The 24,680-nt window shown below is 70.9% G+C and carries 23 protein-coding genes and 1 tRNA gene; 13 read left to right on the top strand and 11 right to left on the bottom strand.

Features of this window, described 5'->3' with window-relative positions:
* Window positions 1-62: 62 nt before the first annotated feature.
* Window positions 63-134 (bottom strand) — tRNA-Arg (locus ABH927_RS15860).
* A 142-nt stretch (window positions 135-276) separates the two neighbouring features.
* Between ABH927_RS15860 and ABH927_RS15855 the strand changes: the two genes are divergently transcribed.
* Together ABH927_RS15855 and ABH927_RS15850 are read left to right on the top strand one after the other, a co-directional pair.
* The gene (locus ABH927_RS15855; protein ID WP_370022525.1) at window positions 277-657 is read left to right on the top strand and encodes a response regulator transcription factor; all 381 of its coding nucleotides are present in this window, start codon (window positions 277-279) and stop codon (window positions 655-657) included.
* A 608-nt stretch (window positions 658-1,265) separates the two neighbouring features.
* Window positions 1,266-2,063, top strand: coding sequence for a hypothetical protein (locus tag ABH927_RS15850; protein WP_370022163.1), 798 nt, complete (start codon window positions 1,266-1,268; stop codon window positions 2,061-2,063).
* Window positions 2,064-2,276: 213 nt separating this feature from the next.
* On the opposite strand, the gene ABH927_RS15845 is transcribed toward ABH927_RS15850, so the two are convergent.
* The gene (locus tag ABH927_RS15845; protein WP_370022161.1) at window positions 2,277-2,654 is read right to left on the bottom strand and encodes a carbohydrate-binding protein; all 378 of its coding nucleotides are present in this window, start codon (window positions 2,652-2,654) and stop codon (window positions 2,277-2,279) included.
* Here ABH927_RS15845 and ABH927_RS15840 point away from each other — a divergent pair.
* Window positions 2,598-2,852, top strand: a complete 255-nt coding sequence (locus ABH927_RS15840; protein WP_370022523.1) for a family 1 glycosylhydrolase — start codon at window positions 2,598-2,600, stop codon at window positions 2,850-2,852. The genes ABH927_RS15845 and ABH927_RS15840 overlap by 57 nt on opposite strands.
* Entirely contained in the window at window positions 2,849-3,844 is a 996-nt protein-coding gene (locus ABH927_RS15835; protein WP_370022159.1) for a LacI family DNA-binding transcriptional regulator, read from the top strand. The genes ABH927_RS15840 and ABH927_RS15835 overlap by 4 nt, the downstream gene beginning before the upstream one ends.
* Window positions 3,845-3,889: 45 nt before the next feature.
* Here the strand turns inward: ABH927_RS15835 and ABH927_RS15830 are convergent, their stop codons facing one another.
* Genes ABH927_RS15830 through ABH927_RS15820 form a run of 3 tightly spaced genes read right to left on the bottom strand, consistent with a single transcriptional unit; the run spans window position 3,890 to window position 6,783 of the window.
* The gene (locus ABH927_RS15830) at window positions 3,890-5,098 is read right to left on the bottom strand and encodes a hypothetical protein (RefSeq protein ID WP_370022157.1); all 1,209 of its coding nucleotides are present in this window, start codon (window positions 5,096-5,098) and stop codon (window positions 3,890-3,892) included.
* A 2-nt stretch (window positions 5,099-5,100) separates the two neighbouring features.
* Complete coding sequence (locus tag ABH927_RS15825) at window positions 5,101-5,487, bottom strand: RidA family protein (RefSeq protein WP_370022156.1); 387 nt, start codon at window positions 5,485-5,487, stop codon at window positions 5,101-5,103.
* Window positions 5,488-5,526: 39 nt separating this feature from the next.
* Window positions 5,527-6,783, bottom strand: a complete 1,257-nt coding sequence (locus tag ABH927_RS15820; RefSeq protein WP_370022154.1) for an alanine racemase — start codon at window positions 6,781-6,783, stop codon at window positions 5,527-5,529.
* Window positions 6,784-7,352: 569 nt separating this feature from the next.
* Between ABH927_RS15820 and ABH927_RS15815 the strand changes: the two genes are divergently transcribed.
* The 4 genes from ABH927_RS15815 to ABH927_RS15800 all read left to right on the top strand — a co-directional run bounded on the left by ABH927_RS15815 (window position 7,353) and on the right by ABH927_RS15800 (window position 10,179).
* Window positions 7,353-7,994 (top strand): hypothetical protein, encoded by a 642-nt coding sequence (locus tag ABH927_RS15815; protein ID WP_370022152.1) that lies wholly within the window; start codon window positions 7,353-7,355, stop codon window positions 7,992-7,994.
* 112 nt (window positions 7,995-8,106) lie between these two features.
* Window positions 8,107-8,748, top strand: coding sequence for an SdpA family antimicrobial peptide system protein (locus ABH927_RS15810; protein ID WP_370022150.1), 642 nt, complete (start codon window positions 8,107-8,109; stop codon window positions 8,746-8,748).
* Window positions 8,742-9,701: a sporulation-delaying protein SdpB family protein gene (locus ABH927_RS15805; protein ID WP_370022148.1), complete on the top strand. Its 960-nt coding sequence runs from the start codon at window positions 8,742-8,744 to the stop codon at window positions 9,699-9,701. The genes ABH927_RS15810 and ABH927_RS15805 overlap by 7 nt, the downstream gene beginning before the upstream one ends.
* 100 nt (window positions 9,702-9,801) lie before the next feature.
* Window positions 9,802-10,179: a thiol-disulfide oxidoreductase DCC family protein gene (locus ABH927_RS15800; protein WP_370022146.1), complete on the top strand. Its 378-nt coding sequence runs from the start codon at window positions 9,802-9,804 to the stop codon at window positions 10,177-10,179.
* A 37-nt stretch (window positions 10,180-10,216) separates the two neighbouring features.
* Here ABH927_RS15800 and ABH927_RS15795 read toward each other — a convergent pair whose 3' ends face one another.
* The 3 genes from ABH927_RS15795 to ABH927_RS15785 are packed head-to-tail and all read right to left on the bottom strand — an operon-like array spanning window position 10,217 to window position 16,690.
* Entirely contained in the window at window positions 10,217-11,773 is a 1,557-nt protein-coding gene (locus ABH927_RS15795) for an amidohydrolase family protein (RefSeq protein WP_370022144.1), read from the bottom strand.
* Window positions 11,774-11,833: 60 nt separating this feature from the next.
* Window positions 11,834-15,970 carry a DUF4153 domain-containing protein gene (locus ABH927_RS15790; RefSeq protein WP_370022142.1) on the bottom strand — a complete coding sequence of 1,379 codons (4,137 nt, stop codon included), beginning with the start codon at window positions 15,968-15,970 and terminating at the stop codon, window positions 11,834-11,836.
* Between the two features lie 30 nt (window positions 15,971-16,000).
* A complete protein-coding gene (locus ABH927_RS15785; protein WP_370022140.1) occupies window positions 16,001-16,690 on the bottom strand; it encodes a response regulator transcription factor in 690 nt (229 codons plus the stop codon).
* Window positions 16,691-16,879: 189 nt separating this feature from the next.
* Here ABH927_RS15785 and ABH927_RS15780 point away from each other — a divergent pair, with 189 nt between their 5' ends.
* Window positions 16,880-17,803 (top strand): arylamine N-acetyltransferase, encoded by a 924-nt coding sequence (locus ABH927_RS15780; RefSeq protein WP_370022138.1) that lies wholly within the window; start codon window positions 16,880-16,882, stop codon window positions 17,801-17,803.
* A gap of 65 nt (window positions 17,804-17,868) precedes the next feature.
* Here the strand turns inward: ABH927_RS15780 and ABH927_RS15775 are convergent, their stop codons facing one another.
* Window positions 17,869-19,530, bottom strand: a complete 1,662-nt coding sequence (locus ABH927_RS15775) for a class I adenylate-forming enzyme family protein (protein ID WP_370022136.1) — start codon at window positions 19,528-19,530, stop codon at window positions 17,869-17,871.
* A gap of 113 nt (window positions 19,531-19,643) precedes the next feature.
* On the opposite strand from ABH927_RS15775, the gene ABH927_RS15770 reads away from it, so the two are divergent.
* Window positions 19,644-20,237, top strand: a complete 594-nt coding sequence (locus ABH927_RS15770; RefSeq protein ID WP_370022134.1) for a hemerythrin domain-containing protein — start codon at window positions 19,644-19,646, stop codon at window positions 20,235-20,237.
* A 10-nt stretch (window positions 20,238-20,247) separates the two neighbouring features.
* Here the strand turns inward: ABH927_RS15770 and ABH927_RS15765 are convergent, their stop codons facing one another.
* Complete coding sequence (locus ABH927_RS15765) at window positions 20,248-21,147, bottom strand: winged helix-turn-helix transcriptional regulator (protein WP_370022132.1); 900 nt, start codon at window positions 21,145-21,147, stop codon at window positions 20,248-20,250.
* Between the two features lie 121 nt (window positions 21,148-21,268).
* Between ABH927_RS15765 and ABH927_RS15760 the strand changes: the two genes are divergently transcribed.
* The 3 genes from ABH927_RS15760 to ABH927_RS15750 all read left to right on the top strand — a co-directional run bounded on the left by ABH927_RS15760 (window position 21,269) and on the right by ABH927_RS15750 (window position 24,059).
* On the top strand, window positions 21,269-22,738 hold the full coding sequence (locus ABH927_RS15760; protein ID WP_370022130.1) for a carotenoid oxygenase family protein: 1,470 nt from the start codon (window positions 21,269-21,271) through the stop codon (window positions 22,736-22,738).
* 15 nt (window positions 22,739-22,753) lie between these two features.
* Window positions 22,754-23,746, top strand: a complete 993-nt coding sequence (locus ABH927_RS15755; RefSeq protein ID WP_370022128.1) for an LLM class F420-dependent oxidoreductase — start codon at window positions 22,754-22,756, stop codon at window positions 23,744-23,746.
* A gap of 118 nt (window positions 23,747-23,864) precedes the next feature.
* Entirely contained in the window at window positions 23,865-24,059 is a 195-nt protein-coding gene (locus tag ABH927_RS15750) for a hypothetical protein (RefSeq protein WP_261581493.1), read from the top strand.
* Between the two features lie 87 nt (window positions 24,060-24,146).
* Here the strand turns inward: ABH927_RS15750 and ABH927_RS15745 are convergent, their stop codons facing one another.
* Entirely contained in the window at window positions 24,147-24,467 is a 321-nt protein-coding gene (locus ABH927_RS15745) for a DUF3817 domain-containing protein (RefSeq protein ID WP_370022126.1), read from the bottom strand.
* Window positions 24,468-24,680 lie beyond the last annotated feature (213 nt).

Genomic DNA, 24,680 nt, shown 5'->3' with positions numbered 1-24,680 from the left:
GACCCGCCCGTTTCTGTGTCGTTCGTCCTGGTCAGCGGGTGTTTCCGCTGATCAAGAGTGTGTGCCCCCTGCAAGATTCGAACTTGCGCTCCCGGCTCCGGAGGCCGGTGCTCTATCCCCTGAGCTAAGGGGGCTCAACGAGTGACAAGGCTACCAGCACTTGGAGGGCGCTTGTCACCACGATATGACGGCTGGGGGACCGATCCAAATACAGATGTCCAAAACCCCACCGTGAACCCCGGTTCAGGGGCTAGCTTGGCGGCCGTGAGCGAGCTTATGGGACGCGTGCTGGTCGTGGATGACGACGAGGTCATCCGGCAACTCATCGCGGTCAACCTGACCTTGGAAGGGTTCGAGGTGGAGACCGCGTTCGACGGGCAGGACTGCCTTGATCGCGTTCATGACGTGGATCCGGATGTGATCACCCTGGACGTGATGATGCCGCGCCTGGACGGCTGGGAGACGGCCACCAGGTTGAGAACGGACCAGAGCACCAGCCACATCAAGGTCGTGCTGATCACGGCTCGGGCCCAGGAGGACGACAGGCGGCGCGGCCTCGGCATCGGGGTCGACGCGTACCTCACCAAGCCCTTCGACCCGGCCGAGCTGATCGAGGTCGTCCGCGACCTCGCCAAGGGGACCGCCCCGGCGTCATGAAGCCCGGGTCGGCCGCGCGCGAACCGGCCCTTCACAGTCGTGTACGGCTCGCGCGGGAACGATCTTGCCCCCACCCCGCCCGCGGCGAACGCCTTCCCCGCCGGTCCCGGCAGTGCCCTGCGAAAGCCGTACAGGCTCAGGCGGTTGGCCGCGCAAGAAGCAGGACATCCTCGACGCGACCCTCGAACTGGTCGCCGAGAAGGGGTACGAGGGGCCTCACCATCGAGGGTGTGCCGGTCGTCGATCTGCTCGCAGGCGCCGTCTGGTTGCGGGTCGTGTTCCGGCAATCGGCCCTGGATGAGGACTTTACCGACAGGGCGGTGAGCGCAGTGCTCGAAGGGGTAGGGCCGCGAAGGGATCCGAGAGCACGCCGACCAGCTCATCGCGGCGGCTGACTGCGGACCACGACACTTCACAGGGCCGGACCGGCCGGGAAAGCCCCCGGAAGGCGGCCTCGCCGGTGGCGGACCGTCGCGGTTCCGGACACCAGGCCAACGAGATCGCGCCCGTTCGCGACCGTGACTTCAGAACACCTCCAAATGCGTACGAAACGCATAAGCCCGTGGCGTTTGAGCCACGCACCAGCGACCACTGGAGGGAGCATTCCGATGCCTGATCCCGAATTCAGTCCACCCGAGTTCCCGCGCGACGAGCCGCCAGGACGGCGGGCTCCACGCCGGCTTCTTCTCGGAGTCGCCACAGCGGTGGTGGTGGCCACAGGCGCCGGGGTGGCCGTCGCGGGCACCTCGGCCGGTCAGGTCAGCGGACAGGGCCAGCCCACTCCGGTTCCTACGGAGACGGTGACGGCTCCCGGGGTCCCGAGTCCGCCCGCCCCGGAGGTGAGCCCGCCGGCTGAAACCGCGAGCCCACCGGCCGTGCCTCCGGGCCCGCCCTCGCCGAGCCCGACCAGCACGCGGCCGCTCCAGGGGCCGTTCGGCGCGCTCCACGGCCAGCTGGTGGTCCGGACTGACGGCGGCTACCAGACCGTCACGACGCAGACCGGACTGGTCACCTCGATCGAGCAGACCTCGATCTCGGTCAGGAGCGAGGACGGCTTCGCGCGCACGTACACCATCGGCGACAACACCCGGGTCAGCGCCGGGCGTGAGGGGCTGACAGGGGTGAAGTCCGGCGACACCGTCTGGGTGATCAGCACCGGCCAGGGCAGCTCGGCCGCGGCGGTCGTCATCACGGACCTGAGCCGGCCTCCGTGGCCTCCGTGGGCCGCTCACGCTCCGGAGACGGCGTCGCCCACGGCCACCGCGACCGTGGTGCCGCCGAGCCCGGAGGCCACCGCGCCGACGGCCGTGGTCCCGCCGCCGAGCCCGGAGACGACCGGCGTGCCGCCGGCATCGCCCGTGCCGAGCGAGACGGTGTCTCCGGAGACCATCCCGCCCACCGGGTAAGCGCCCCATTCCAGGTACGGCGGTGCCGTACCTGGATCGGGCGACGGCTCGACCTCCGCCGCGTAAAAGCACGGGGCGATGGGGCGACCTGCGCGGGGACGAAAAGGTCCAGGAAACGTCCCCGCGCAGGCCGCGTCTGTGGGTCCGGGGTGACCGGAGACGATGGCGGAGAAGAGGTATTCCCGCCATCGTCTCCCACGGGCCCCGCGTCGGCTAGCTCGTCGAGAAGGTGAACCAGTTGAGGTTCACGAAGTCGGCGGGCTGGCCGCTCGTGAAGGTGAGGTAGACGGTGTGCGTCCCGGTGACGCCTGTGATGTTGGCCGGGACGGTCTGCCAGCTCTGCCATCCGCCGGTGTTGCCGATGGCGAAGCCGCCGATGGGAGCGTTGGCGCGGCTGTCCAGCCTGACCTCCACGAGGCCGCTGACGCCGCCCGTCGCTCCGGACGCGACCCTCGCCTTGAACTGCGCGCCCGCGGTGGTGCCGAACCTGACGTTGTCGAACCGCAGCCAGTCGCCGTTCGCGATGGCCCCGACATTCTTGCCGACGCCGACCGGCTCGCGTACCTCGACGGCCACCTGCGCGCCTCGCACGCCGCGATCAACGCCGGTGCGGACCTACGGGGTTATCTCGTATGGTCGCTCCTGGACAACTTCGAGTGGGCCTACGGTTCCCACAAGAGGTTCGGGATCGTGTACATCGAATTCGAGACGCAGCGGCGCATTCCCAAGGACAGCGCCCTGTGGTATCGCGAAGTCATCAGGCGCAACGGTCTACAGGGGGACGCATGAAACGACCCACTCTGGAGGCGGTCGCCGCGCGGGCCGGGGTGTCCCGCGCGACCGTCTCCCGGGTCGTCAACGGCCAGGTCACGGTCACTCCGCAGATCAGGGACGCCGTGATGCGCGCCGTCGACGAGCTGGGGTACGTCCCCAACTCGGCGGCGCGCAGCCTGGTCACCCAGCGGACCGACTCGATCGCCCTGGTCGTCTCGGAGCCGCCGACCAGGGTCTTCTCCGACGACCCGATGTTCTCGACGGTCATCCGCTCGGCCAGCATGGAGCTGGAGGCCGCCGACAAGCAGGTCGTGCTGATGCTGGCCGGCTCCCCCAAGAGCCACGCCAGGATCGAGCGCTACATCGCCAGCGGGCACGTCGACGGCGTCATGCTGATCTCGATGCACGGCGCCGACCCGCTGCCCGCCGCCATCGCCCGCATGGGCGTCCCCGTCGTCTCGTACGGCAGGCCGGCCGTGCCCGTGGCCCTGCCGTACGTCGACAACGACAACGTGGGGGGCGCGGAGAAGGCGGTGCGGCACCTGCTCGGCCGGGGACGCCGCCGCATCGCGACGATCGCCGGGCCGCAGGACATGATCGCGGGTCAGGACCGGCTGGCCGGATACCGCAACGCGCTGCGCGACTCGGACCGCCGCTCGATCGTCGCCGTCAGCGACTTCACCCGCGAATCGGGCGCGACCGCCATGCGGCAACTGCTGGAGGACGACCCCGGCCTCGACGCCGTGTTCGCCGGCAACGACCTCATGGCGATCGGCGCGCTCCAGTCGCTGCGGCAGGCCGGGCGGCGGGTCCCGGACGACGTGGCGGTGGTCGGGTTCGACGACATCGAGGCCGCCCGCTACACCGAGCCCCCGCTCACCACGGTCAGGCACCCGATCATCCAGCAGGCCGGCGCGATGGTCCGCTTGCTGCTCGGCCTGTTCCAGGGAGGCCCGGCCAGCCCCGTGATCCTCCCCACCGAGCTGGTCGTCCGCGAGTCCGCCTGAGCGCGACTCAGTCCCGCTGACCCCTGCTGACCCCTGCCGACCCCGCTAACGCAGGGCCGCGGGGATGCGGTTGAGCACGTCGAAGGGGGCCAGGCCGTAGGCGTAGAAGTCGACGGCCTGGGCTCCGGCCGCCCTGGCGGCGCGGACCTTGGCGGCCAGCCGGTCCTCGGAGTCGGTGTCCGGCAGGCCCGGCCGCAGGACGGCGCGCAGCTCCCTGTCCTTGCCGACCGACCGCTGGTAGGCCGCCACGTCGTCGGCGACCCGGGCCGCGTCCCTGGCGTAGGCCGGCACCGCGAACGACGGCACGAGGTCGCCGAGGGCGACCAGGTCCACGCCGAGCTGCCAGGCGTCGTGCGCGGCGAGCCCGGCGGGCGGCAGGCCGTCCGCGTAGCCCTTCCACGCCCCGGTGGCGTCCATGAACGTCAGCATCGACCCCTCGGCCGTCACCGCGGACGACACCTCGCCCACCAGCGACGTGACGCTCTCCGAGCGGGCCCGCGCGTAGGCCACCACCTCGGGCCCGGCGTAGGCCGTGAGAGCCGCACGGGTCACCTCGCCCTGGGCCGGCGGGTCGCCGTCCAGGACGCCCGAGACGATCCGGGCGCCCTCCTCCCTCGCGACGTCGGCGTTCACCCCGAGGTCGGCCGCCCGCCGCATGCAGTGGCCGCAGAAGCACAGGCCGAACAGGAAGGCGTCCATCGGGCCGAGGGCCACGAAACAGCGCTCGTGGTGGTAGCCGTGCGCAAACGCCCCGAAATGCAGCGATTCGGCCACCACGCTGTCCGCGCCCTGCCGTGCGACGGCGCGCGCCAGCGCCACCGCGTACGCCCGGACGTCGGGGTGCGACGGGCACAGGTCGGCCGGGGAGCCCCGGTCGCCGAAGCAGTTCTGCACGGTGACATCGAGGTTGGCCAGGCCGACGGTGGTGTTGTGCAGGAACACCGCCCGGGCATGGAGCTTCAGCCCCCGGCCGGCGCACGCCCGGCGGATCTCGGCGACCGGCTCCTCCTCCGCTCCCTCCTGCACCGGGGGCGCCAGCCGCACCCCGGCGAAGACGTCCTCCGGCGGGACGAAGTGCACCCCGTCGCGCCGGAACGTGAGCCGGGACGAGCCGTGCGGCGTCACGTCCCTCGCCTGGTGGGAGGTGGCGGCGATGGTCACGCCCCGCACGCCGTACGCCGAGACGCGGTCCAGGACTTTGTCCACGCCCTCGCCGCGGAAGTCCTCAACGAAGGCGTAAAGGGCGCTGTCCATCGTCAGTGACCCTTGTAGGCCACGAAGTCGATCTCGACGAGGATGTTCATCAGGTCCGAGCCGACCGTGGTCCGGACCGGATACGGCTCGGTGAAGTAGGACTTGTAGACCTCGTTGTAGGCCGCGAAGTCGTCCTTCAGGTTCTGCAGGTGGACGGTCGCCTTCACCACGTCGTCGAAGGTCAGGCCCTGGGCCTCCAGGACCGCCCCGAGGTTCCGCAGGGTCTGGTGGGTCTGGGCCGCCACGTCGTCGCCGACGACCTCGCCGGTCACCGGGTCCAGCGGGCCCATGCCCGAGGTGTAGACGAAGTCCCCCACGACCAGCCCCTGCGAGTACGCCGCGACCGGCTGCGCGCCCGAGGTGGTCTTGATCTCCTGCTTGCCGCCCATGTTCACTCCCAGAAATAGCGTTGCCACGAAATAACGTGCCTAGAAATAAGTGCTGATCAAATCAATCACGACATAGTCGTCGTCGACCACTGGCATGATCCGCCATTTGTCGAAGGCCGTGCACGGATGCGAGATGCCGAACGACACCAGGTCGCCCGGCCGCAGCCCGTCTCCCGTGAGGTACGCGTGCTGGTCCTGGACCTTCGCGACCGTCACCCCGTCGAGCGGCACGGCCGCCCCCTCCGGGCCGCGCCGTACCGCACGGGGGAACGGCATCTCCAGGTCGTACGGAACGTCACGCTTGCCCATGCCAACGAGGATGAGGCCGGGCTCCGGGACCGAGAGCACCTGCGCCCAGACCTCCAGCGCCGGCCGAAGCTCGCCCTCCAGGCGGTTGTACGGCGTGCGCTCCCGATAGAAGCCGTCGTCGTGGGCGATGTAGGCGCCGCTCCGCAGGATCACGAGAGCGTCCAGGCCGGTCTCGGCCTGTGGCCCCGCCAGATCCGCCAGTTCCTCGGCCACCAGGTCGAACCAGGCGCTCCCGCCCGCGGAGAGCACCATCTGGCCGTCGACGAGCGGGGCGACCGCGTGGGCCGCCTCCCGGAACTCGCGCAGAAACGCCCGGACCTCGTCCGCGCCGGGCTGAGTGCCCTCGTAACAGGCCGCCCCGGCCAGCCGTACGCCGGAGGAGGCCCGGACGGCGTCGGCCACCTTCAGCAGCTCGGCGAGGCCGCGGCAGCCGGTCCGGCCGCCGGCGTGCCCCAGCTCGACCAGCACGCGGAACGGCGTCCCGCTCGCCGCCTCGTCCAGGGCCCGGACGCCTTCCACGGAGTCGACGAAGCAGAGGAACTCGAAGCCGTCCAGCTCGCCCGCCAGCCGGCGAAGCGCTCCGGCGTCCAAGATCTCGTTGGCGAGCAGCACGCGCGGGACGCCGAGCTCGCGGTAGACCAGCGCCTGGCCGGCGGTCGCGGCGCTGATGCCCCACGCCCCGGCGTCGAGCTGCGCCTGGAAGAGCTCAGGGGACATCGTCGTCTTGCCGTGCGGCGCGAAGGCCAGCCCGTGGTCGCGGGTGAAGCGCGCCAGCGTGGCGACGTTGTGCTCCAGCTCCGCCCGCTTCGCCACCATGATCGGCCAGGTGAACGAGCCGTCGAAGAGGGAGTGACGGGCGGCCGCGAAGTCCGCCCCGGAGACCGGACCCCCGGACTCCAGGAACCCGGGCTCCAGGAACCCGGGCTCCAGGAATCCCCGAGCACGCCAGTCGATCACGACCTCGGGAATCCGAAGGCGTTCCGCCATGTCCACGCCCCCCATCTCCCCGGTGAAGCCGTCACACCCGTGATCGTTACCGGGTGAAGCCGTCGCCGGTTCCAGCCGGATGTGGCGATCACCCGGAGCCGTCACTCGGTTGAGCCGTCACCCACGAAAATCTCGCCCCGGTATAGACCGCCTCGCTGGATCGTACTGGACCCGTTAGCCGCCGGAGTCCCCCGGTGCCGCCCGCGATTGCCCGCCACCCCTTTGCGCCGTCCTATAACGCCCAGCCGAATACATTCATATAAGCGCCACCGAATATGAATTGCCGGCCGGCCGGCATGCAGGCGTCGAATGCGCGACCAGCGACGACGGTGGTCTCCCAGTCACACCTAAGTGGCAGCCAATCCGGTCCCAAGTCCCTGATCAGTGGCCCTTGCCATCGTTTGTCCCGGCAGCACAGCAGCCAATGGAGGGAGGCAGCCGGAACAGGATCGCCCCGATCGGCGCAATTCAGCGATCGGGGCCGGAAAGCCTGCTCGGCCGCCGACCTCCAGCTCACGGATCCGTTCGGATCTCACTTGTCGTTCCCACGTCCAATGAAGGGGAAGTAAATGCGGACATCCAAATTGCTGGCGACCGCTCTCGTCGCGGCGGCGGCGCTCACGGCCGTAGCCGTTCCGGTCCAGGCCGCCACTCTTGCCGGGCCGGGCCGTTCGGCGACCGTGGCCGAGGCCGCGAGCGCGGTGTCGATCTACGACGGCGAAACGATCTATCAGGGGCTGATCCTCGGAATCGGCCCGGTGGCCGACCTGTTCCCCGAGTTCCGCCGCCCGGTCGCCGACGTGACCGAAGAGCAGGCTCGGTTCGCCGACGACGTCATCGCCTCGATCAACGCCAAGGACCGGGAGTTCCTCACCACCTTCGGCGCCGACATGACCAGCGGAGACCGAGTCCGGATCGACCAGGCCTTCACGAACGCGCAGGAGATCACCCGCCGGGTGCTGGAGGACGGCTTCGGGCTCCGGCCGGGGCCTCCGCCCACCGAGCAGGCGTTCGGGTGGGGCGTCTTCGTCATCGCCATCTACCTGGGCAACGCCTACGAGGTGGTCAACGTCTACAAGATCTACAACGCCTGGCGGGAAAGCAACGTCTACAAGGTGGCGAACTTCACCGACTCGATCGTTAACGGCGACATGGCCAGGCTCGACCGTGAGCGCTTCGTGGACCTCATCGCCGAGCGGCTCGCCGCCTAGTCACCCCGGCCTCCCTTCAGTCTCCGCTCGGTCCCGGAGCCGGCTCGCGCCGTCGCCGGGCCCGAGCGGGGCGCTGCGAATCCACGGAGAACCCGATTCCACGGAGAATTGAATGACTCAAATCACGGCAACCGCCGAGACCGCTGTGGCCGTTGACACCGATGGTGAGACCCCGGCCGCGAGCACTGTGACCAGGCGCCTCGGCTGGACGCTCGTCGCCATGATCGCTTTCTGGGGCTCACTGATCTTCTATGTGGTGGACACCCAGTTGCCGAGCAACGCCCTGCGGCTTCCCGGGCAGGAACAGCTCCGATTGAGCGTCACGGCCATCGCCCCGCAGGGCTGGGCGTTCTTCACCAAGTCGCCACGCGATCCGCAGATCGGCGTATGGCGGCTGTCGGAGGGGCCGCCGGGAGGGCCGCCGGGAAGGAAGGTCTGGCTCGACGCCAAGCTGACCCCCCACTCCGAGCTGCGCAACGTGCTCGGATTCAACCGGCGGTCCCGCGCGCAGGGCGTCGAGCTGGGCATCCTCCAGACCGCCGTCCCCCGCGACAAATGGACGCCGTGCCGAGGCGCCGACGTCTCCGCCTGCCTCGATCGCGTTCCCAGCGTCCTGACCCTGCACAACTCCTCCCCCGACCCCATCCACTGCGGATCGATCGGCCTGGTCCAGCGTGAGCCCCTGCCGTGGGCCTGGGCCGGCAGCACGACCGTCATGCCCGCCAAAGTCGCCAGAATCGAGGTCACATGCTGACGAAAGCCGGCCAGGCCGCCGCGCGCATCGCGCGGGTCTCCCCCTGGACCAACGTGTACGGCCTGGCGCGCACCCTCGTGGCGCTCGGCACGCTGGGCACGCTCGTCTTCAGCCACACGTCGTCGCTCTTCCGGCCCGCTCAGGGCGTGAGCACGTACCCCAACTGCCAGGGCATCGCCAGGTTCAGCCTCTACTGCGTCGTCCCCGACGGCCGGCTGGAGATCGCCCGTTTCGTGTCGATCGGTGTGCTGCTGGTCGTGGCCAGCGGATGGCGCCCGCGCTTCACGGCGCTGCCGCACTGGTGGGTCACGGTGAGCCTCATGGCGTCGGCCGTCATCCCCGACGGCGGAGACCAGATCAGCTCCGTCATCACCCTGCTGCTGCTTCCGGTCGCGCTGCTGGACGGGCGCAGGTGGCACTGGGAGGCGCCCGTTGACGTCGCGGACCGTCCCGTCCGGTCGCTCGTCGCCTGGACGACGTTCTTCGTGATCCGCCTGCAGGTGGCCGGGCTCTACCTCCAGGCCTCCGTGGCCAAGCTCAGCCACGCCGAGTGGGCCGACGGCACGGGCCTGTGGTATTGGCTCACCGACCCGTTCTTCGGCATGCCGACCTGGGCCAAGCCATGGCTCACCCCCATTCTGATGAACCCGGTCGGCGTCACGGCCATGACGTGGGGGCCGCTCGCCATCGAGTTCTCCCTCGCGCTCGGAATGATCGCCCGCCGGCCGGTCCGGCCGTACCTCCTGGCCGCCGGTATCGCCTTCCACGTCTCGATCGGGGTGCTCATGGGCCTGGGGAGCTTCATGTTCGCCATGCTCGGCTGCCTGGTGCTGCACCTGCGCCCGGTCGACACGCCGATCCGGATGCCGGCCTGGCTGGGCGCCGTGGTGCGGCAGGGCGCGCGAGCGACGGCCCCCGCCCGCCGTGCCCGCCTGGCGACGTCCCCCCGATGACCGACCGTTGATCCCGATGACAGACACAGGACGGCGGCTCATGCCGGTTCGCGGAACCGCCCGGGGCACCGGCATGAGCCGCCGCGGGAAGGAACCCCCGATGTCCGCTCCCGTTCTCGTCTACGACGGTGACTGCGGCTTCTGCATGCGGTCGCTCCGCCTGCTTCGCCGTACCGTCCCGGAGTGGCCGGAGAGCCGGGCGTGGCAGGCCATCGACCTCGACGCGCACGGGCTCACGCGGGAGCAGGTGACCCGGGCGGCGTGGTGGGTCGAGCCCGGCCGGCCCCCGGTGGGGGGCGCGGAGGCGTTCGCCGCGCTGCTCAGGTGGCAGCCTTCAGACCGGTGGCGCCTGCTCGGACGCGGCCTGTCCACTCCCCCCGTCTCCTGGATCGCCGCGCCGCTCTACGCCGTGGTGGCCCGGTGGCGCCATCGCCTGCCCGGCGGCACACCGATGTGCTCCGTCCACCGCGACCTTTGAACCTCCCAACCGGGGTGAACCTCTCAACCGGGACGGGTCACACGGGACGCAGGGCTCGGCCGGGGGTGGCTCCGGTCAGCCTGCCGTCACGGAGCACGGGCACGCCGGAGACCAGCACATCGTCGATCCCCACGGCGACCGACCGCGGATCGTCGTAGGTCGCCGTGTCGGACACCGTCAGCGGGTCCACGACGATCAGGTCGGCCGCCTGGCCCTGCCGTACGAGACCGCGGTCGGGCAGCCTGAAGCGGCGGGAGGGGTGCGACGCCAGGTGGACGGAGGCCTGCTCCCAGGTGAGGTCGCCGAGCTCGCGGACATGCCGTCCGAGGAAGCGGGCGAAGGCGCCGAACCCCCGGGGGTGGGGGTGGCCGCCCACGTAGATGCCGTCCGAGCCGCCGGTGTGGCCGGGGTCCCGGAGGATCGCGCGAACGGACTCCTCCCCCGCCGGTCCCTCGTCGGGGCGGGCCATGACGCAGCCCGCCTCCAGCCGGGTCTCGATCAGCAGCATCCGGCAGAAGTCGGCCGGCTCCATCCGCTCCTTGGCCGCGGCGGCCGGGAGGGTCATCCCCTCCGCCCACTCCAGTCCCGGAGCGTGCGACAGGGTGATCCTGGGCCACAGCTCCCCCCACGAGGCCCATTCGCCCGCCAGCCGCGCCCGCTCCGACTCCAGCATGGACAGGGCGCGGTCCGTGTCGGCTACCGGGACCCACGCGGGCAGCGTCACCATCGCGAGGATGGTGCTGCTCCGCAGGTAGGGATAGGTGTCGAAGCTGACGTCCACATCCTGCCGCCGGGCGCCGTCGAGCAGTGGCAGCAGTGTCCCCGCCGGCCCGTGATAGTGCGACACGTGCACAGCGGCGCGCGAGCGCCGGGCGATCTCCACGACCTCGGCCATCCCCGTCGGCGCCGAGGCCCCGTAGCCGCGCATGTGAGTCACGTACGGCAGGGCGCCGAGCGGCTCGCAGAGATGAGCCAGCTCGGCGGCGTCCGCGTACCGCCCCGGAGCGTATTCCAGGCCGGACGACAGGCCCACGGCTCCCTCGGAGAGCCCGCGCTCGACGCGCTGCCGCATGGCGCGCAGCTCGCCTGCGTCGGCGGCGCGCTCCGCCGGGCCCATGACGTCGAACCGGATCGTGCCGTGGGGCACCAGGTAGGCCGTGTTCAACGCGGTCGTCCGGTCGTAGCCCGCCAGCAGCTCGGCCACGCCGACCGGGCCGTCGATCGAGGGGTGCGAGCCGTTGATGGCCGCGAAAGAGCGGCTCGCGTAGTCGAAGGCGGCCTGGGACGTCGCAGGCGCGAAGGACAGCCCGTCCTGGCCGAGGATGAACGTGGTCACCCCCTGCCGCAGCGCCGCGAGCTGTATCTCCTTGTCGAAGACGACCGCGTCGCCGTGCGCGTGGCAGTCGACCAGGCCCGGCAGGACATACCTCCCCGTGGCGTCGATGACAGCGGCGACCTCCGCCGAGGCCGGCCGCCCGGCGCCCGGCATCAGGGCCCGCACACGCCCGCCCGCGACGCCGACGTCCGCCCGGAAGGCGGGCGCTCCCGTCCCGTCGACAACCCAGCCACCACTGATCAGCACATCGAAAGTCACCTGTCCGATTCAACCAACACGCGCCCCTCCGACGCGACAGGCGGGTTCCCGAGCCGTGCCTCAGTCATTCGGCCCGGGGATCCGGGTGGAACCCGGGCATTCGGCCGTGGGGAGCACGGGGCGCAGGGCGAGCACGTCTCGGGCCCGCTCGCGGGCCAGGTTCCAGCCGTTCCAGGCGTCCGGCTCGTTGAGGTGGTTCACCGCGACCACGTCACGCAGCACGCAGCTGCGGGCGGGCTCCGGCAGGCGGTCGAGGGTCGGTACGGCTTCCGCCCCCAGGTCGCCGAGATAGTTGTGGTCCAGGCGCTCGATCCCGCGCACGGCGAGCTGCGTCTCGGCGACCTGGACATCCGGATCCCACGCCGCGAACACCAGCAGCCCCACCCCCGTGACCAGCACCAGCGACCGGAAGAACCACGCCGTCTCCCGGTGCGTGAGCCGTACCGCTCCCGCCACCAGGACCAGCACGAACACGGCGGCGAGCCACCAGATCGTCGCCCCGACCGAGGCGCGCAGCCGGGACAGTCCGTACGCGTCGGTGTACAGGCCGAGGCGGTGCAGCGCCGAGGCCAGGATGACCAGGGTGAACCCGCACAGCAGTCCGAGCAGCACCGCGAGGAGCCACCGGTCGCGCCGGCCGTTCAGCCGGAGCAGGATCGCCGCCGCCGCCACGATCCCGAGCACGAAGACGCTGACCGTGACGAGCTCGAAGAAGCCGGACCTGGCGTATTCGGCGTAGGTCAGCCCGGCCGTCGACAGGACCCGGCGGCTGCCGCCGAACAGCACGGTGATCTGCACGGCCACGAACGACGCGAACAGCAGGTTGAGGCCCACGAGAGGGATCACCCAGACGGTGCGGGTGACGGAGATCCGCAGATCGGGCCCCTCGGGCTCGGCCACCGGGCGCAGGGCCACCAGGACGGCCGCCGCCACGAGGAGCGCGAAGACCCCGAAGAGGAAGATCCGGAACGGCAGGCTGGCCGCCCATTCGGGGGTCTGCAGCAACCGGCTGGCGAACGCCGAGAACACCGCGTCCGCCGAGGTGAACAGCAGCCCGAAGACGCCGAGCAGCACGACCGTGATGCCCACGCTCACCAGGGCCGGCATCATCCTCCTGCGCTTGACCAGCCGCTTCACGGGGTCCGAGAGGAACCACGGCAGCGGGAACAGCCCGAGGACGACCGACAGACCGCCCCTGATGACGCCGAGCCAGCCCGTCCCGCCCCCCGACAGCGCGAGCGCGGCGACGCCGAACGCCGCCAGCAGCACCGGCGCGACCAGCCAGTCGGCGTCGCGGATGAGCGCCACCCCCACCAGTGCGTACGCGAGGACGCCGAAGGTCACCGTCCAGGGCGTGAGGCCGCGACCCCCCGGCCCCAGCACCGCCGGGAGCGCGGCCGCCCCCATGGCGATCGCCGTGAGGACCAGCCCCAGCCCAGTCGACGCGTACGGCAGGGCGACGGCGGCCACCAGCCCCACGGCTGCGACCACCGGGAGGAGCCACCTGGGCGCCTCGGGCAGGTCCGGCCGGGGAAACAGAGGCGGCGGCACATAAGCAGGCGGCGGCGGATTGTGCGCCCACCCCGGAGGAGCCACCTCGGCGCCCGGCCCATGACGCTGTCCCAAAGCCTGCCCAGGCCTCCGCCCCGGCCCCGGCGCCTGCCACGGAGTGTGCCCAGGACCCGGTCCCGGAGCGTGCCCAGGACCCCGGCCCGGAGGCTGCGCGAGCCGCCGCTCGCCTTCCGGCACGGTTGCGGACACCGATCGTCCGGCACCCGCCGTGTCGCCGGCAGCGGCTGTCACCGCACTACCCGGCCGTACGGCGGGCCCGGTCTGAGGCCTCGGGGGCGCGTCTTTCGCCGCGGCGTCACCGGCGATTCCCGGCCGTGCGGCGTCCGTCGCGGTAGAAGCCACAGATGGCGCCGCACCTGCCGTGTCGAGCGCTGGAGCCTTCGAGTGCGCAGGCCCCTCCGGCGGTAGTGCCTCGTGCTCGGGTCTGTCAGCGTCAGGCACGTGCTCAGCCCGCCCTTCGATCGTCTCGTCCGTGATTGGCCGCCCGGTTGGTTCAGCCCCCGATTCAGGCGCCGACTCGGTGGCCGATTCGGTGGCCGGTTCAGCGGCCCATCGGGCCGTCCGGTGCGTCGTGTCCAGGAGCCGGTTGCGCTCTGGTTCGCCGCTGGGCCCACCAGGCCAGGCCGCGATGGGCGGGTGAGCGAAGGCTCCTTGGCTCGCCGTACGGCGGGCTCCCGACGAGGAGCCGATGGCCGCCCCCGCGACCGCTCCCCCGCACGTGAGCACCAGCATCGCGATGACTCCGGACACGCCCCCGAGGAAGAGTCCGAAGAAGAACGCGACGAAGACCCCGAACCCGAACCCGACGAACATGCCGAGGCCCGCCCCCAACGCCGCCCTGGCCGTCGACGCCGCCGAGCCTCCGCCCAAGGCCGGAGGGAATGCCTGGCCGGGTCCATGTGGACCACCGCGAACCGGAACGCCTGTGCCCAGAACAGGCGAAACCGGCGCGTACCCAGGTCGAGCGCCCGGCGCCGAGGTGTCACCAGGTGCGCCCGGGACCTGGACGTCGTCGGCTGGACCGACCGGAGCTGCGATGCCCTGAACGGGAATCCCATGAGTCAGACCGCGTCCAGCCCCATCCCCCGGACCGTCATGGCTGGCAGCCTCACCATCGGCATCCTCACCACCGGTGGCCTCATCGCTCGCGGCCGGACCACGCCCGGCCCCGGCGCTCGCACCATCACCGCTCGCAGCCCCACCGCTCGCGCCCTTACCTGCCGGGCGCTGGACGGCCTCACCCGGAGCGCCGGGACTGAGCGATATGACCGGTACGGCATGCGGCTCGGAGGGGACCACCGGTAGCCGGGCGTCGACCATCTCGACCATCTCGACCGGGTCCAGGACGGCCTGCCTGGCCTGTTCTCGTTGTGCCACCTCGGGTCCGCCTCGTGCCGTCCCGATCGCCCCGCGTCCGGCTGCGGCACTCCCCGTTGGCTCCCCTCCGGCTGAGGCGCTCCCCAGCGGCTCGCTTCCGGCGGCGGGAGTCCCCATCGCCTCACTCGCGCTCGGTGGGATCTCCGTGGCCTCGGGGGGCGAGGGGCTGACGGGGTCGAGCGTCGTGTCGCCGTGCACGGCCCTTCCCGGGAGATGGACGACCATCCGGCAGCCCACGGTGTGCGGGCCGCGACCGGCCTTGGCGCCGGAACCCGTGGCCTTCCTGGCCGGCTCCGCGCCGGGATCGGCCACGCCGATCGAGCCGCCGTGGAGCTCGACGATCTCCTTCGTGATGGCGAGGCCGAGCCCGGCGCCGCCCGCGTCGGCGGCGCGGCCGGCGTCCAGGCGGGAGAAGCGCTCGAAGATCCGGGCGCGCTCTCCGGGCGGGATGCCGGGACCGCAGTCGGTGACACTGAGCTCCACGTCCGCCCCGGCCGAGCGAGCCTCAAGCCACACCGAACCTCCCGGAGGGCTGTGCCGTACGGCGTTGTCGAGCAGGTTGGCGAGCACCTGGGCGAGCAGGGCGGGGTCGGCGTGGAGCTCCGTCCCGGGCGCGACCTCGCTCACGACTGTGACGTCCTCGCGCACGAGTCCGGCCTCGGACGCGGCCTGGCGGCACAGTGACGCGAGGTCGAGCACCTCCGGATCGATCAGCCGGGCGCCGGAGTCGAGGCGGGACAGGTCGAGCAACTGGGCGACCAACCGGCCGAGCCGCTGGGTCTGGGCGAGCGCCGTGCCGAGCGTGTCCAGGTCGGGCGGGGACACCCCGTCCACGACGTTCTCCAGGACGGCCTGCAGGCCGGTTATCGGGGTCCGAAGCTCGTGGCTGACGTTGGCCACCAGCTCCCGGCGCTGCCGGTCCACCTCGCCCAGGTCGGCGGCCATCGCGTTGAACGCCCTGGCGAGCTCCCCGACCTCGTCTCTCGACGTGGCCGACACCCGCAGGCCGTACCGGCCCTTCGCGATGGTCTGCGCGGCGGCGGCCATCTCGCGCAGCGGCTTGGTCATCCCCCGGGCCAGCAACTGCACCATGATCAGCGCGAGCAGGACCGCGATGGCGATGCGGACGTCCCGGGAAAGTCCGGCGTTGATGCCGACCTCGTTGACGACGAAGGCCGTCACCACGGCCAGCACGATCACGATGCCGAGCTTCACCTTGATCCGGCCGAGAAAGTCAAGCGGCCGCATCGCCCACCTCCATTCCGATCAGCCGGCGCCTCACGGGCGGACCAGGGCGTATCCGACGCCGTGGACGGTCCGGACGACCTCGGGCCCCAGCTTGCGGCGCAGCGCGCGGACGTGGCTGTCCACGGTCCGCGTCGCGGCGGCCTCGGAGAAGCCCCAGATGTCGGACAGCAGGCGTTCGCGCTCGAAGACCTGGCCAGGTCGTTCCGCGAGCCGTCGCAGCAGGTCGAACTCGGTCCGCGTGAGCTGCGCCTCGGCGCCTCGCACGAACACCCGCCGCTCCGCTGTGTTGATCTCGACGTCGCCCACCCGGATCACTGCGTCCTCATGGGCGAGCACGCTGGCCCGCTCGACGCGCCGCAGCAGGGCGTGGATCCGCGCCACCAGCTCGCGCATGCTGAACGGCTTGGTGATGTAGTCGTCGGCCCCCACGCCCAGGCCCACGAGCACGTCCGTCTCCTCGCCCAGCGCGGTCAGCATGAGCACCGGGACCGGGCGGGCGGCCTGCATCCGGCGGCAGACCTCCAGCCCGTCCAGCCCGGGCAGCAGCCGGTCGAGGACCACGACATCGGGCTCGGCCTTGGCGTAGGCCGCGAGCGCCCCCTCTCCATCGCTCGCGACCCGCACCTCGAAGCCCTCCGCCATCAGCCGCATCTTCACGGCTCTCGCGATCGTCTCGTCGTCCTCGACCACGAGGACACGCCGCTGCTGGGGTGTAGCCATAGCGGAAGCGTAGGGCGACCCTGTGCAGACGGACCTTCCCGATATGTGAAGATCCCGTGCATCGGCGGGAACCTCGTTAGCGGGTTAACGTGACGGTGTGCGTGAAGACGTGGCCCACCGCGTGTACGACAGGGTGAACTTACGGGTGAACTCACGCGTGACATGCCGCTGGCTGAGAGGTGGGTGGGGGTGACCGGCGAGGTGACCGCATCGGTCGACGTGGCGGGCTACCTCCGGCGCCTCCGGCTGAGTGACGTCGGGCCGCCGAGTGTCGAGGAGCTGTTCCGCCTCCAGGCGGCGCACGTCGAGCGCGTGCCATACGAGAACCTGGAAATCTGGCTGGGCCGGCCGACCACGGTGGACCCGGTCGAGTCGTGGCGGCGGATCATCGCCGGGCGCGGCGGCTACTGCTTCCATCTCAACGGCGCGTTCGCGCTGCTGCTCGGCATGCTCGGTTACCAGGTCACGCGGCACTTCGGCGGCGTGCAGAACGAGCCAGGCGTCCCCGCCGGAGCCACCGGAAACCATCTGGCCCTCACCGTCTCCGGCCTGCCCACGGAGGGCAACCCCGGCGGCGACTGGCTGGTGGACGCGGGGCTCGGCGACGGGATCCACGAGCCCCTCCCGCTGGTCGAGGGGGTCTACGAGCAGGGCCCGTTCCGGTACGGCCTGCGCCGCTCGGAGAGCGAGCCGGGCGGCTGGCGGTTCGAGCACGACCCGCGAGGGAGCTTCGTGGGCATGGACTTCGGCCTGGAGCCGGTGGAGATGGCGGCCTTCGAGGCCAAGCACGAACACCTGTCGACGTCTCCCGAGTCGGGGTTCGTCCGGGTGCCGGCCGTGCAACGCCGCGACGCCGCTGGAGTGGACACGCTGACCGGGCTGGTCCTTGAGCGCGTCGGCGGCGCCGCCCCCGGGGACACCGCGCACCAGCGCTCGGCCACACAGCGCTCGACGGGACAGCGCTCGATCATGCTCGACCGGAGGGAGGACTACTTCGCCGCGCTGGCGGACGTCTACGGCATCGCGCTGGACGACGTCTCCCCCGCCGAGAAGGACAAGCTCTGGACCCGGCTGCGGACTGCCCACGACCAGTGGGAGGCCGCACAACGCTGACCGGAGCGTTCTCCGCCTGTGAGGGTCCCTCGGAGCTCCCGAGACCCTGACAGAACGACGCCGGCTCAGTCACCGGCGACGATCAGGATCTCTCTGAGCTCCCGCTTGAGGATCTTGCCGACGGCGTTGCGGGGCAGCGCCTCGATGGTCTCCACCCGCTCCGGCAGCTTGTAGGAGGCGATCCCGGTCTCCCTCAAGTACGTGGCGATGCCCTCCATGTCGACGGCTTGGCCGGGCACGGGCACGACGAAGGCGCAGACCTTCTCTCCCAGGACCTCGTCGGGATATCCCACAATCGCGACCTCGGTGACCGCCGGGTGCCCGGAGATGAGGCCCTCCAGTTCGGCGGCGGCGATGTTCATCCCGCCCCGGATGATCAGGTCCTTCGTCCTGTCCACGTAGCGGAGGTAGCGGTCGCCGGCCAGCTCGAAGAGGTCGCCGGTGACCAGGTATCCGTCGTCGTCGAACGGGTCGGCCACCGCCGTGCCCGCCAGGTATCCCGCGAAGACGGTGGGCCCGCTCAGCCGCAGCTCGCCGGGCACGCCCTCGGAGGTGATCTCCTCCCCCGACGCAGGATCGACCAGCTTGATCCGGGTGCCGCCGAGCGTGCCCGGCCAGGTCGTGCCGGGGGCGTCGGGGCGGGGGAAGTAGCGGGCCCGGTCGCCGGGATCGGGCATGGTCGACGGCTCGGACAGCAGCGCGATGCCCTCGTTGGACCCGAAGAAGTTGATGATCGCGATGCCGTACCGCTCCTGCCAGCCGCGCACCATGGCGGGCGGGAGGGGCGCCGAGCCGGAGCCGATGCGGGTCAGCGACGAGATGTCGAACCGGGCGAGGGCCTCCGGCCGGTGCAGCAGCATGGTGAGCAGCGCGGGCGGCGCCAGCGTGTACGTCACGCGCTCCGCCGTGATCTGCCCGAGGTAGACGTGCAGGTCGAACGGGTGGTGCTGGATCAGCGCGAAGCCGGCGCGCAGCCATGGCAGGAACACCCCGCCGATCCCGGCCATGTTCACCATGGGGAACGGGTTGAGGACGACGTCGTCAGCGGTGAGGGCGGGCGCGTCGGCGCAGGTCCAGGCGACCGCGAGCCAGTCGTAGTGGCAGCGCGGCACCCCCTTGGGGGTCGCCTCGGTGCCGGAGGTCCAGCAGATCGTCACGCAGTCGTTGGGGTGGGTGTCGAGCGACTTCAGGTGCGCGTCGAGGATGGCCGGGTCCCCCGTGGCCGTCTCCAGATCGTCCTCGTCCCAGACGAGTACGGCCCGCATGGACGGGATCTGGAGCTGTCTCACCGCCTCGGCGCTGGGACGGCCCATGAGCTCGGGGCAGGTGACGAACGCCTGGACCTGGGCGAGCCCGCCGAGCTGGGTCAGCTCGTACTGGCGAAACTGCACGGGGAACGGCGTGACGATCGCCCCGATCCTGACGGCGGCGAGGAACGTGACCGCCAGCTCCACGCTGTTGGGGAGCTGGACCGCGACGACGTCGTCCCTGCCGACGCCCCGGTCCAGCAGCACGGCGGCCACGCGGTCGACCTCACGGTCGAGCTCCGCCCAGGTCAGCCGCTTGGGCCTGCCACCGGTCAGCTCGGCCTTGTTGGGCGGGTCCGCCACGGCGAGCGCGCCGGGCCGTTCGGCCACTCGCGCTCTCAGGAGCCTGTCGATCGTGTCGTCGGTCCACCATCCCTCGGTGGTGTAGCGCTCGACGTGCTCTTTGGGGTGCAGCCTCATCGCGGACTCCGGGGGTGCTCGGTGTCCGAGACACTACGAAAGCCGAAGCCCATGGTCAATGGTTTCGGGCCCCGGTTGGGGGTAGCCCGAATATGACCTGGAAGGAGGCACGGATGGACCGTCAGACGCCACCGGAGCTGATGAAGGAGAACGACGTCATCGAACTCCTGATGCGGCAGCACGTCCTCATCAGGGAGCTGTTCGACGAGGTCGACAGAGGCCAGGGGGATGAACGCAGAGAGGCGTTCAGCCGTCTCGTCCGCCTGCTGGCCGTGCACGAGACAGCGGAGGAGGAGATCGTCCATCCTTACGCGCGGCGGAAGCTCGTCGGCGGCGACACGATCGTCGACAACCGCCTGCACGAGGAGGAAGAGGCGAAGGAGATGCTCAGCCGCCTCGACGACATGGACGTGACGACGCCGGAGTTCTCCCAGGAGCTGGAGCGGCTCCGGGCAGCGGTCTTCGCGCACGCCGCGGCGGAGGAGCGTTACGAGTTCTCCGAGCTGAAGGCCGCGACGACCGAGGCCGAGCGGCGGGCGATGGGCGTGGGAGTGAAGGCCGCCGAGGCCATGGCGCCCACCCACCCGCACCCCGGGACCGAGTCGGCGACGAAGAACCTGCTCCTCGGCCCGCCGATCGCCATCATGGACCGCGCGCGTGACGTGATCCGCAAGGCGATGGGCAAAAAGGAATCCGGGGAAGGATAGCCGGACGGGTTCAGCCCAGCTCGAAGTGGACCTCGCGCCGCTCAAGGGGCTGGGTGCATGCCGTACACAGAAACACGGGAGCGAGCGCGGCGCCGCAGGGGCGGTGGGTGATGGTCAGGCCCGAGCCCGGCGGCGCCGCGAGCTCTCTTTGCGCCCAGTCCACGAGAAACGCGAAGACCTCGAAGAACGCCAGGCCCTTCTCGGTGAGCCGGTAGTCCCCCGCGACGAGGCGGAAGACGTCGAGCTCGACGAACCGCCGCAGCCGGTCGGTGAGCACCGAGGGCGCGATGCCCAGCTCGGCCTGGAAGTCGACGAACCGCCGCGTCCCGAGGAAGGCCGCGGCCAGGACGGTGGTGCTCCAGCGGTCGCCGAGGATCTCCATCGAGTCGGGGCAGTACGCGTACGCGTCCACGCCGGTGTCCCCCCGGACGGTCCGGCGATGCTGGCGGGGCAGGCCCACGCGGGAGAACGTGGCGAGCGGCCCCCTGATGGTCTCGGTGTCGCGGGCGCTCATCGGCTTGCGGCAGTCGCCGCACGCCAGGTACGGCCGGGCCTCCTGGCCGCAGACGTCATGGATGAACGGCGCCTCCTGCCGCCCGGTCCAGTCGCGCTCCCACGAGTAGATCGCCACGAGCAGCGACCACAGGTCGAGCCCTCGGGGGGTGAGCCGGTACTCATAGCGCGTCCGGCCGTCGCGGTAGGCGACCAGCGTGAAGATGTCGTGGCCGACCAGCTCTTTCAGCCGGGTGGCCAGGACCGACTCCGAGATGGGCAGCGCGTCGCGCCAGCCCGCGTAGGTCCGGATCCGGAGCAGGAACGCCCGCTGCAGGATCAGGAGCACCCACCGGTCGCCCAGGATGGCCAGGGCCTGCCCGATGGCGCTCAGGCCACTGTCCGGGTCCCTGTCCACAACGGTCCACACTCCCTTTCCCGCACGGGGGGCGTTCTTCCCGTGCACTGGCGAAGGTACAGCGTCAGGTGTCCAGCCCGCCTCATTGACGAGCTGACTTCTTTTATCGTAGCGTCCACCCATGACGGTGGTGCTCATGGACGAATCAGGCGAGGCCAACCCGTACCTGCTCGGTGTGTACGCTCCGGTTCAGGACGAGATCACAGCCGCCGACCTCAAGGTGATCGGCGAGATCCCCCGGGACCTCAACGGCGTCTATCTGCGCAACGGGCCCAACGCCCGGTTCCCCATGCGGGGTCGCTATCACTGGTTCGACGGCGACGGCATGGTGCACGCCATGCACTTCGAGAACGGCCGGGCCCGCTACCGCAACCGGTATGTCAGGACGAAGGCGTTCGAGGCGGAGTCGGCGCAGAGCCGGTCCCTGTGGACGGGCGTCATGGAGAGCCCCAAGGGCAACCCGTTCGGCAACACTCGCGGCCTCAACCTGAAGGACTCGGCCAACACCGACGTCGTCTTCCACCGGGGCAAGGTCCTCGCGACCTGGTACCTGTGCGGCTCGCCGTACAGCCTGGACCCGCTCAGCCTGGAGACGCTCGGCGCCGAGACCTTCCTCGACACGCTGACCGGCGACTTCATGGCCCACCCGAAGGTCGATGAGCGCACCGGTGAGCTGTTCTGGTTCGACTACGGGCCGCGCGAGCCGTACCTGCGCTACGGCGTCGTCGGGGCGGGCGGCACGGTCGAGCACTGCGTGGAGATCGACATCCCGGGCGCCCGGCTGCCGCACGACATGGCGATCACGGCCAACCACGCCATCCTCATGGATCTGCCGCTCTACCAGGACATGGACGCCGCCCGGCAGGGCCGTTACAAGCTGACCTTCAACCGGGAGCTCCCGTCGCGCTTCGGTGTGATCCCCCGGCGCGGCGAGGCGCACGAGATCCGCTGGTTCGAGGCCAGGCCGTGCTACATCTACCACGTCGTCAACTCGTGGGAGTCGGGCGACGAGATCATCCTCGATGTGTGCCGGGTGGGCCGCCCCGCGCCCAGCGGCCCAGGAAGCGACACGGGCAGCCCGCTGTCGCGCATGCTGTCGTATCTCAAGCTCGACGCCCGGATGTACCGGTACCGGTTCGACCTGCGGACCGGCACGACCAGCGAAGGCTACGTGGACGACGACCACAACACGGAGTTCCCGTCGATCGACGCCCGCCAGACGGGATATGCCACGAGATACGCCTACAACGTGTCCATCGTGAAGGACGCCCCGACGAACCTCTTCGACGGGCTGATCAAGTATGACAACGTGACCGGCGCCAAGGAGGAGTACTACTTCGGCGAGCACCGCTACGGCAGCGAGGCCCCCTTCGCGCCGCGCGACGGCTCGACCGGCGAGGACGACGGCTACCTCATCACGTTCGTGACCGACGAGCGCGAGGGCGCCTCGGAGGTCCAGATCCTCGACGCGTCGGACGTGACCGCCGGCCCCGTCGCCCGCGTCCTCCTCCCCCAGCGCGTCCCGCTCGGTTTCCACGCCACGTGGGTACGCGCCGACCAGCTCGGCGGCTCCCGCCAGGGCGCGGAGTAAGGGGGAACAGGGCACATGCGACTCAGCGTCTCTCTGGGCCTCTGGCAGGACCGGCCCGCCGACGAGGCTCTCGCGACCGCCCGCGCGGCCGACGAGCTGGGCTACCCGGAGCTGTGGGTCGGCGAGATGGCGACCTACGACTCCTTCGCGCTCGCCACGGCGGCCGGCCTGCGGACCGAGCGGATCGGCCTGACGATCGGCCCGCTCGCCGTAGGCGTCCGCGACCCCATGATGATCGCGATGGGCGCCGCGTCGGTCGCGGATCTCGTCGGCCGTCCCGTCTCCATCGCCGTGGGAACGTCGAGCCCCTTGGTGGTCGAGCAGTGGCACGGGCGGATGGAGGCGAGGTCGGCCGCCGTCCTCCGGGAGGCCGTCCAGGCCCTGCGCCCGCTGCTCGACGGCGAGAAGTCGGACTTCTCCGGCAAGTTCCTCGCCAGCCGTGGCTACCGGCTGCGGCTGCCCGCTCCGCGCTCCGAGCTCACCGTCGCCGCGTTCGGCCCAGCCGCCGTCCGGACCGCCGCGCTGGCCGACCGGATGGTCCTCAACCTCATCACGCCCGCCTCCGCCGCCCGCCTCGCCTCCGACCTCCGTACGGCTGCCGCCGCGAACGGCACCGCCACCAGGGTGGCGGCGTGGGTCTCGGCGGCGGTGGATCCGGACGACGAGGCCGTCAACAGGATCAGGCGCGGCGTGGTGGGCTACCTGGCCGCGCCCGGCTACGGCGAGATGTTCGTCGAGGCCGGCTTCGGTGACGTGGTCGAGTTCGCCAGGACGCGGCCTCATCCGAAGGACCTGCTGGCCGCCATCCCGGACAAGCTTCTGGAGTCGGTGGCGTTGCTGGGAAACCTGGACGACGTCCGCGCGAGGCTGGCCGACTACGCCGAGGCCGGAGTGGACGAGGTGGCGCTGGTCCCGATCAGCACCGACCGCGACCCCGCCGGAGCCGCGACCCTCGCCGCACTTGCCACATCCACCTCCCCCTCCACGGCCCCCTCCACCCCGGCCTGAGCCGTGTGAGGCGAACCGTGTGGCGGGGTCGGAACTCCGCCACACGGTCAGACGTTGTGCTGGCGACGCGCCCCGCCGGTCGGGGACCGCTCGGAGCTCCGACACGAAAGGCCCGACGATGTCGCCACTCGGCAAGTACTACGTGATCGCAGGAATTGTGGCCGTGATCGCCATCATCCTGCCGCTGCCGACGATCCTGACCTGGCTGATCGTGCTCGGCGTGCTCGGGGCGCCGGTCGTGGGCTACTTCATGCTCGACGAGTCGCAGCGCGCGCGGCTGCGCCGGATCCGCCGCCGCCAGATCGGCCGCTGAGCCCGCGGCGACCGCGGGCGCCACGCCTGCGGGCGTCACACGGGCGCGGGATGTCGACGGCCCGCGGGTGTCGCATGCCCACGGGCGTCACGCGGCGGCGACCGCCCGCTCGCCGCGGACCCGGTCGGTCACCTTGCGCTCCAGGACGAACGACAGGACCGGGATGGCGCCCGCGAGCAGCACGAGCAGCAGGAAGCGCATGGGCCAGCGGACCTTGAGGCCCAGGTTCAGCGCGGCCACCAGATAGACCATGTACAGGAAGCCGTGGATCGGCCCCACCACGGCGACCATCGTGTCGCTCCCGAACCCATACTTCACGACCATGCCGGCACAGAGCACGAGCAGCATCACGCCGACGATGTACGCCATGACGCGGTAGAACTTGAGCGCGGATTCCACGTCGATCATTACCCTCTGCTGGGAAGCGGTTATCTCACGATATCCGGAGCACTCGCCGGTCCGTCCGGCGGCGTGACCATGGTCAGTTCCGGGGTCAGTTCCGGGGTCAGTTCCGGGTCAGTTCCGAGGATCTGGCCCACATCTCGTGATCGTTACGACCCCCTGCACCTGGATTTCTGTGATCATGACTTGGGTGTGATCAGCCTGAGCTTGGAGCCCTCC

It is taken from the genome of Planotetraspora sp. GP83, from assembly GCF_041262585.1.
In the GTDB taxonomy this organism is placed as follows: domain Bacteria; phylum Actinomycetota; class Actinomycetes; order Streptosporangiales; family Streptosporangiaceae; genus JAOEGB01.
This window is presented reverse-complemented; position numbering and strand designations above follow the sequence as displayed.

Excerpts from the sequence above, each read along its gene's own strand:
- ABH927_RS15855 (WP_370022525.1), top strand. The coding sequence starts at position 277 with ATGGGACGCGTGCTGGTCGTGGATGACGACGAGGTCATCCGGCAACTC.
- ABH927_RS15850 (WP_370022163.1), top strand. The coding sequence starts at position 1,266 with ATGCCTGATCCCGAATTCAGTCCACCCGAGTTCCCGCGCGACGAGCCG.
- ABH927_RS15835 (WP_370022159.1), top strand. The coding sequence starts at position 2,849 with ATGAAACGACCCACTCTGGAGGCGGTCGCCGCGCGGGCCGGGGTGTCC.
- ABH927_RS15830 (WP_370022157.1), bottom strand. The coding sequence starts at position 5,098 with ATGGACAGCGCCCTTTACGCCTTCGTTGAGGACTTCCGCGGCGAGGGC.
- ABH927_RS15825 (WP_370022156.1), bottom strand. The coding sequence starts at position 5,487 with ATGGGCGGCAAGCAGGAGATCAAGACCACCTCGGGCGCGCAGCCGGTC.
- ABH927_RS15820 (WP_370022154.1), bottom strand. The coding sequence starts at position 6,783 with ATGGCGGAACGCCTTCGGATTCCCGAGGTCGTGATCGACTGGCGTGCT.
- ABH927_RS15815 (WP_370022152.1), top strand. The coding sequence starts at position 7,353 with ATGCGGACATCCAAATTGCTGGCGACCGCTCTCGTCGCGGCGGCGGCG.
- ABH927_RS15810 (WP_370022150.1), top strand. The coding sequence starts at position 8,107 with ATGACTCAAATCACGGCAACCGCCGAGACCGCTGTGGCCGTTGACACC.
- ABH927_RS15805 (WP_370022148.1), top strand. The coding sequence starts at position 8,742 with ATGCTGACGAAAGCCGGCCAGGCCGCCGCGCGCATCGCGCGGGTCTCC.
- ABH927_RS15800 (WP_370022146.1), top strand. The coding sequence starts at position 9,802 with ATGTCCGCTCCCGTTCTCGTCTACGACGGTGACTGCGGCTTCTGCATG.
- ABH927_RS15790 (WP_370022142.1), bottom strand. The coding sequence starts at position 15,970 with ATGCGGCCGCTTGACTTTCTCGGCCGGATCAAGGTGAAGCTCGGCATC.
- ABH927_RS15785 (WP_370022140.1), bottom strand. The coding sequence starts at position 16,690 with ATGGCTACACCCCAGCAGCGGCGTGTCCTCGTGGTCGAGGACGACGAG.
- ABH927_RS15775 (WP_370022136.1), bottom strand. The coding sequence starts at position 19,530 with ATGAGGCTGCACCCCAAAGAGCACGTCGAGCGCTACACCACCGAGGGA.
- ABH927_RS15770 (WP_370022134.1), top strand. The coding sequence starts at position 19,644 with ATGGACCGTCAGACGCCACCGGAGCTGATGAAGGAGAACGACGTCATC.
- ABH927_RS15760 (WP_370022130.1), top strand. The coding sequence starts at position 21,269 with ATGACGGTGGTGCTCATGGACGAATCAGGCGAGGCCAACCCGTACCTG.
- ABH927_RS15755 (WP_370022128.1), top strand. The coding sequence starts at position 22,754 with ATGCGACTCAGCGTCTCTCTGGGCCTCTGGCAGGACCGGCCCGCCGAC.
- ABH927_RS15750 (WP_261581493.1), top strand. The coding sequence starts at position 23,865 with ATGTCGCCACTCGGCAAGTACTACGTGATCGCAGGAATTGTGGCCGTG.
- ABH927_RS15745 (WP_370022126.1), bottom strand. The coding sequence starts at position 24,467 with ATGATCGACGTGGAATCCGCGCTCAAGTTCTACCGCGTCATGGCGTAC.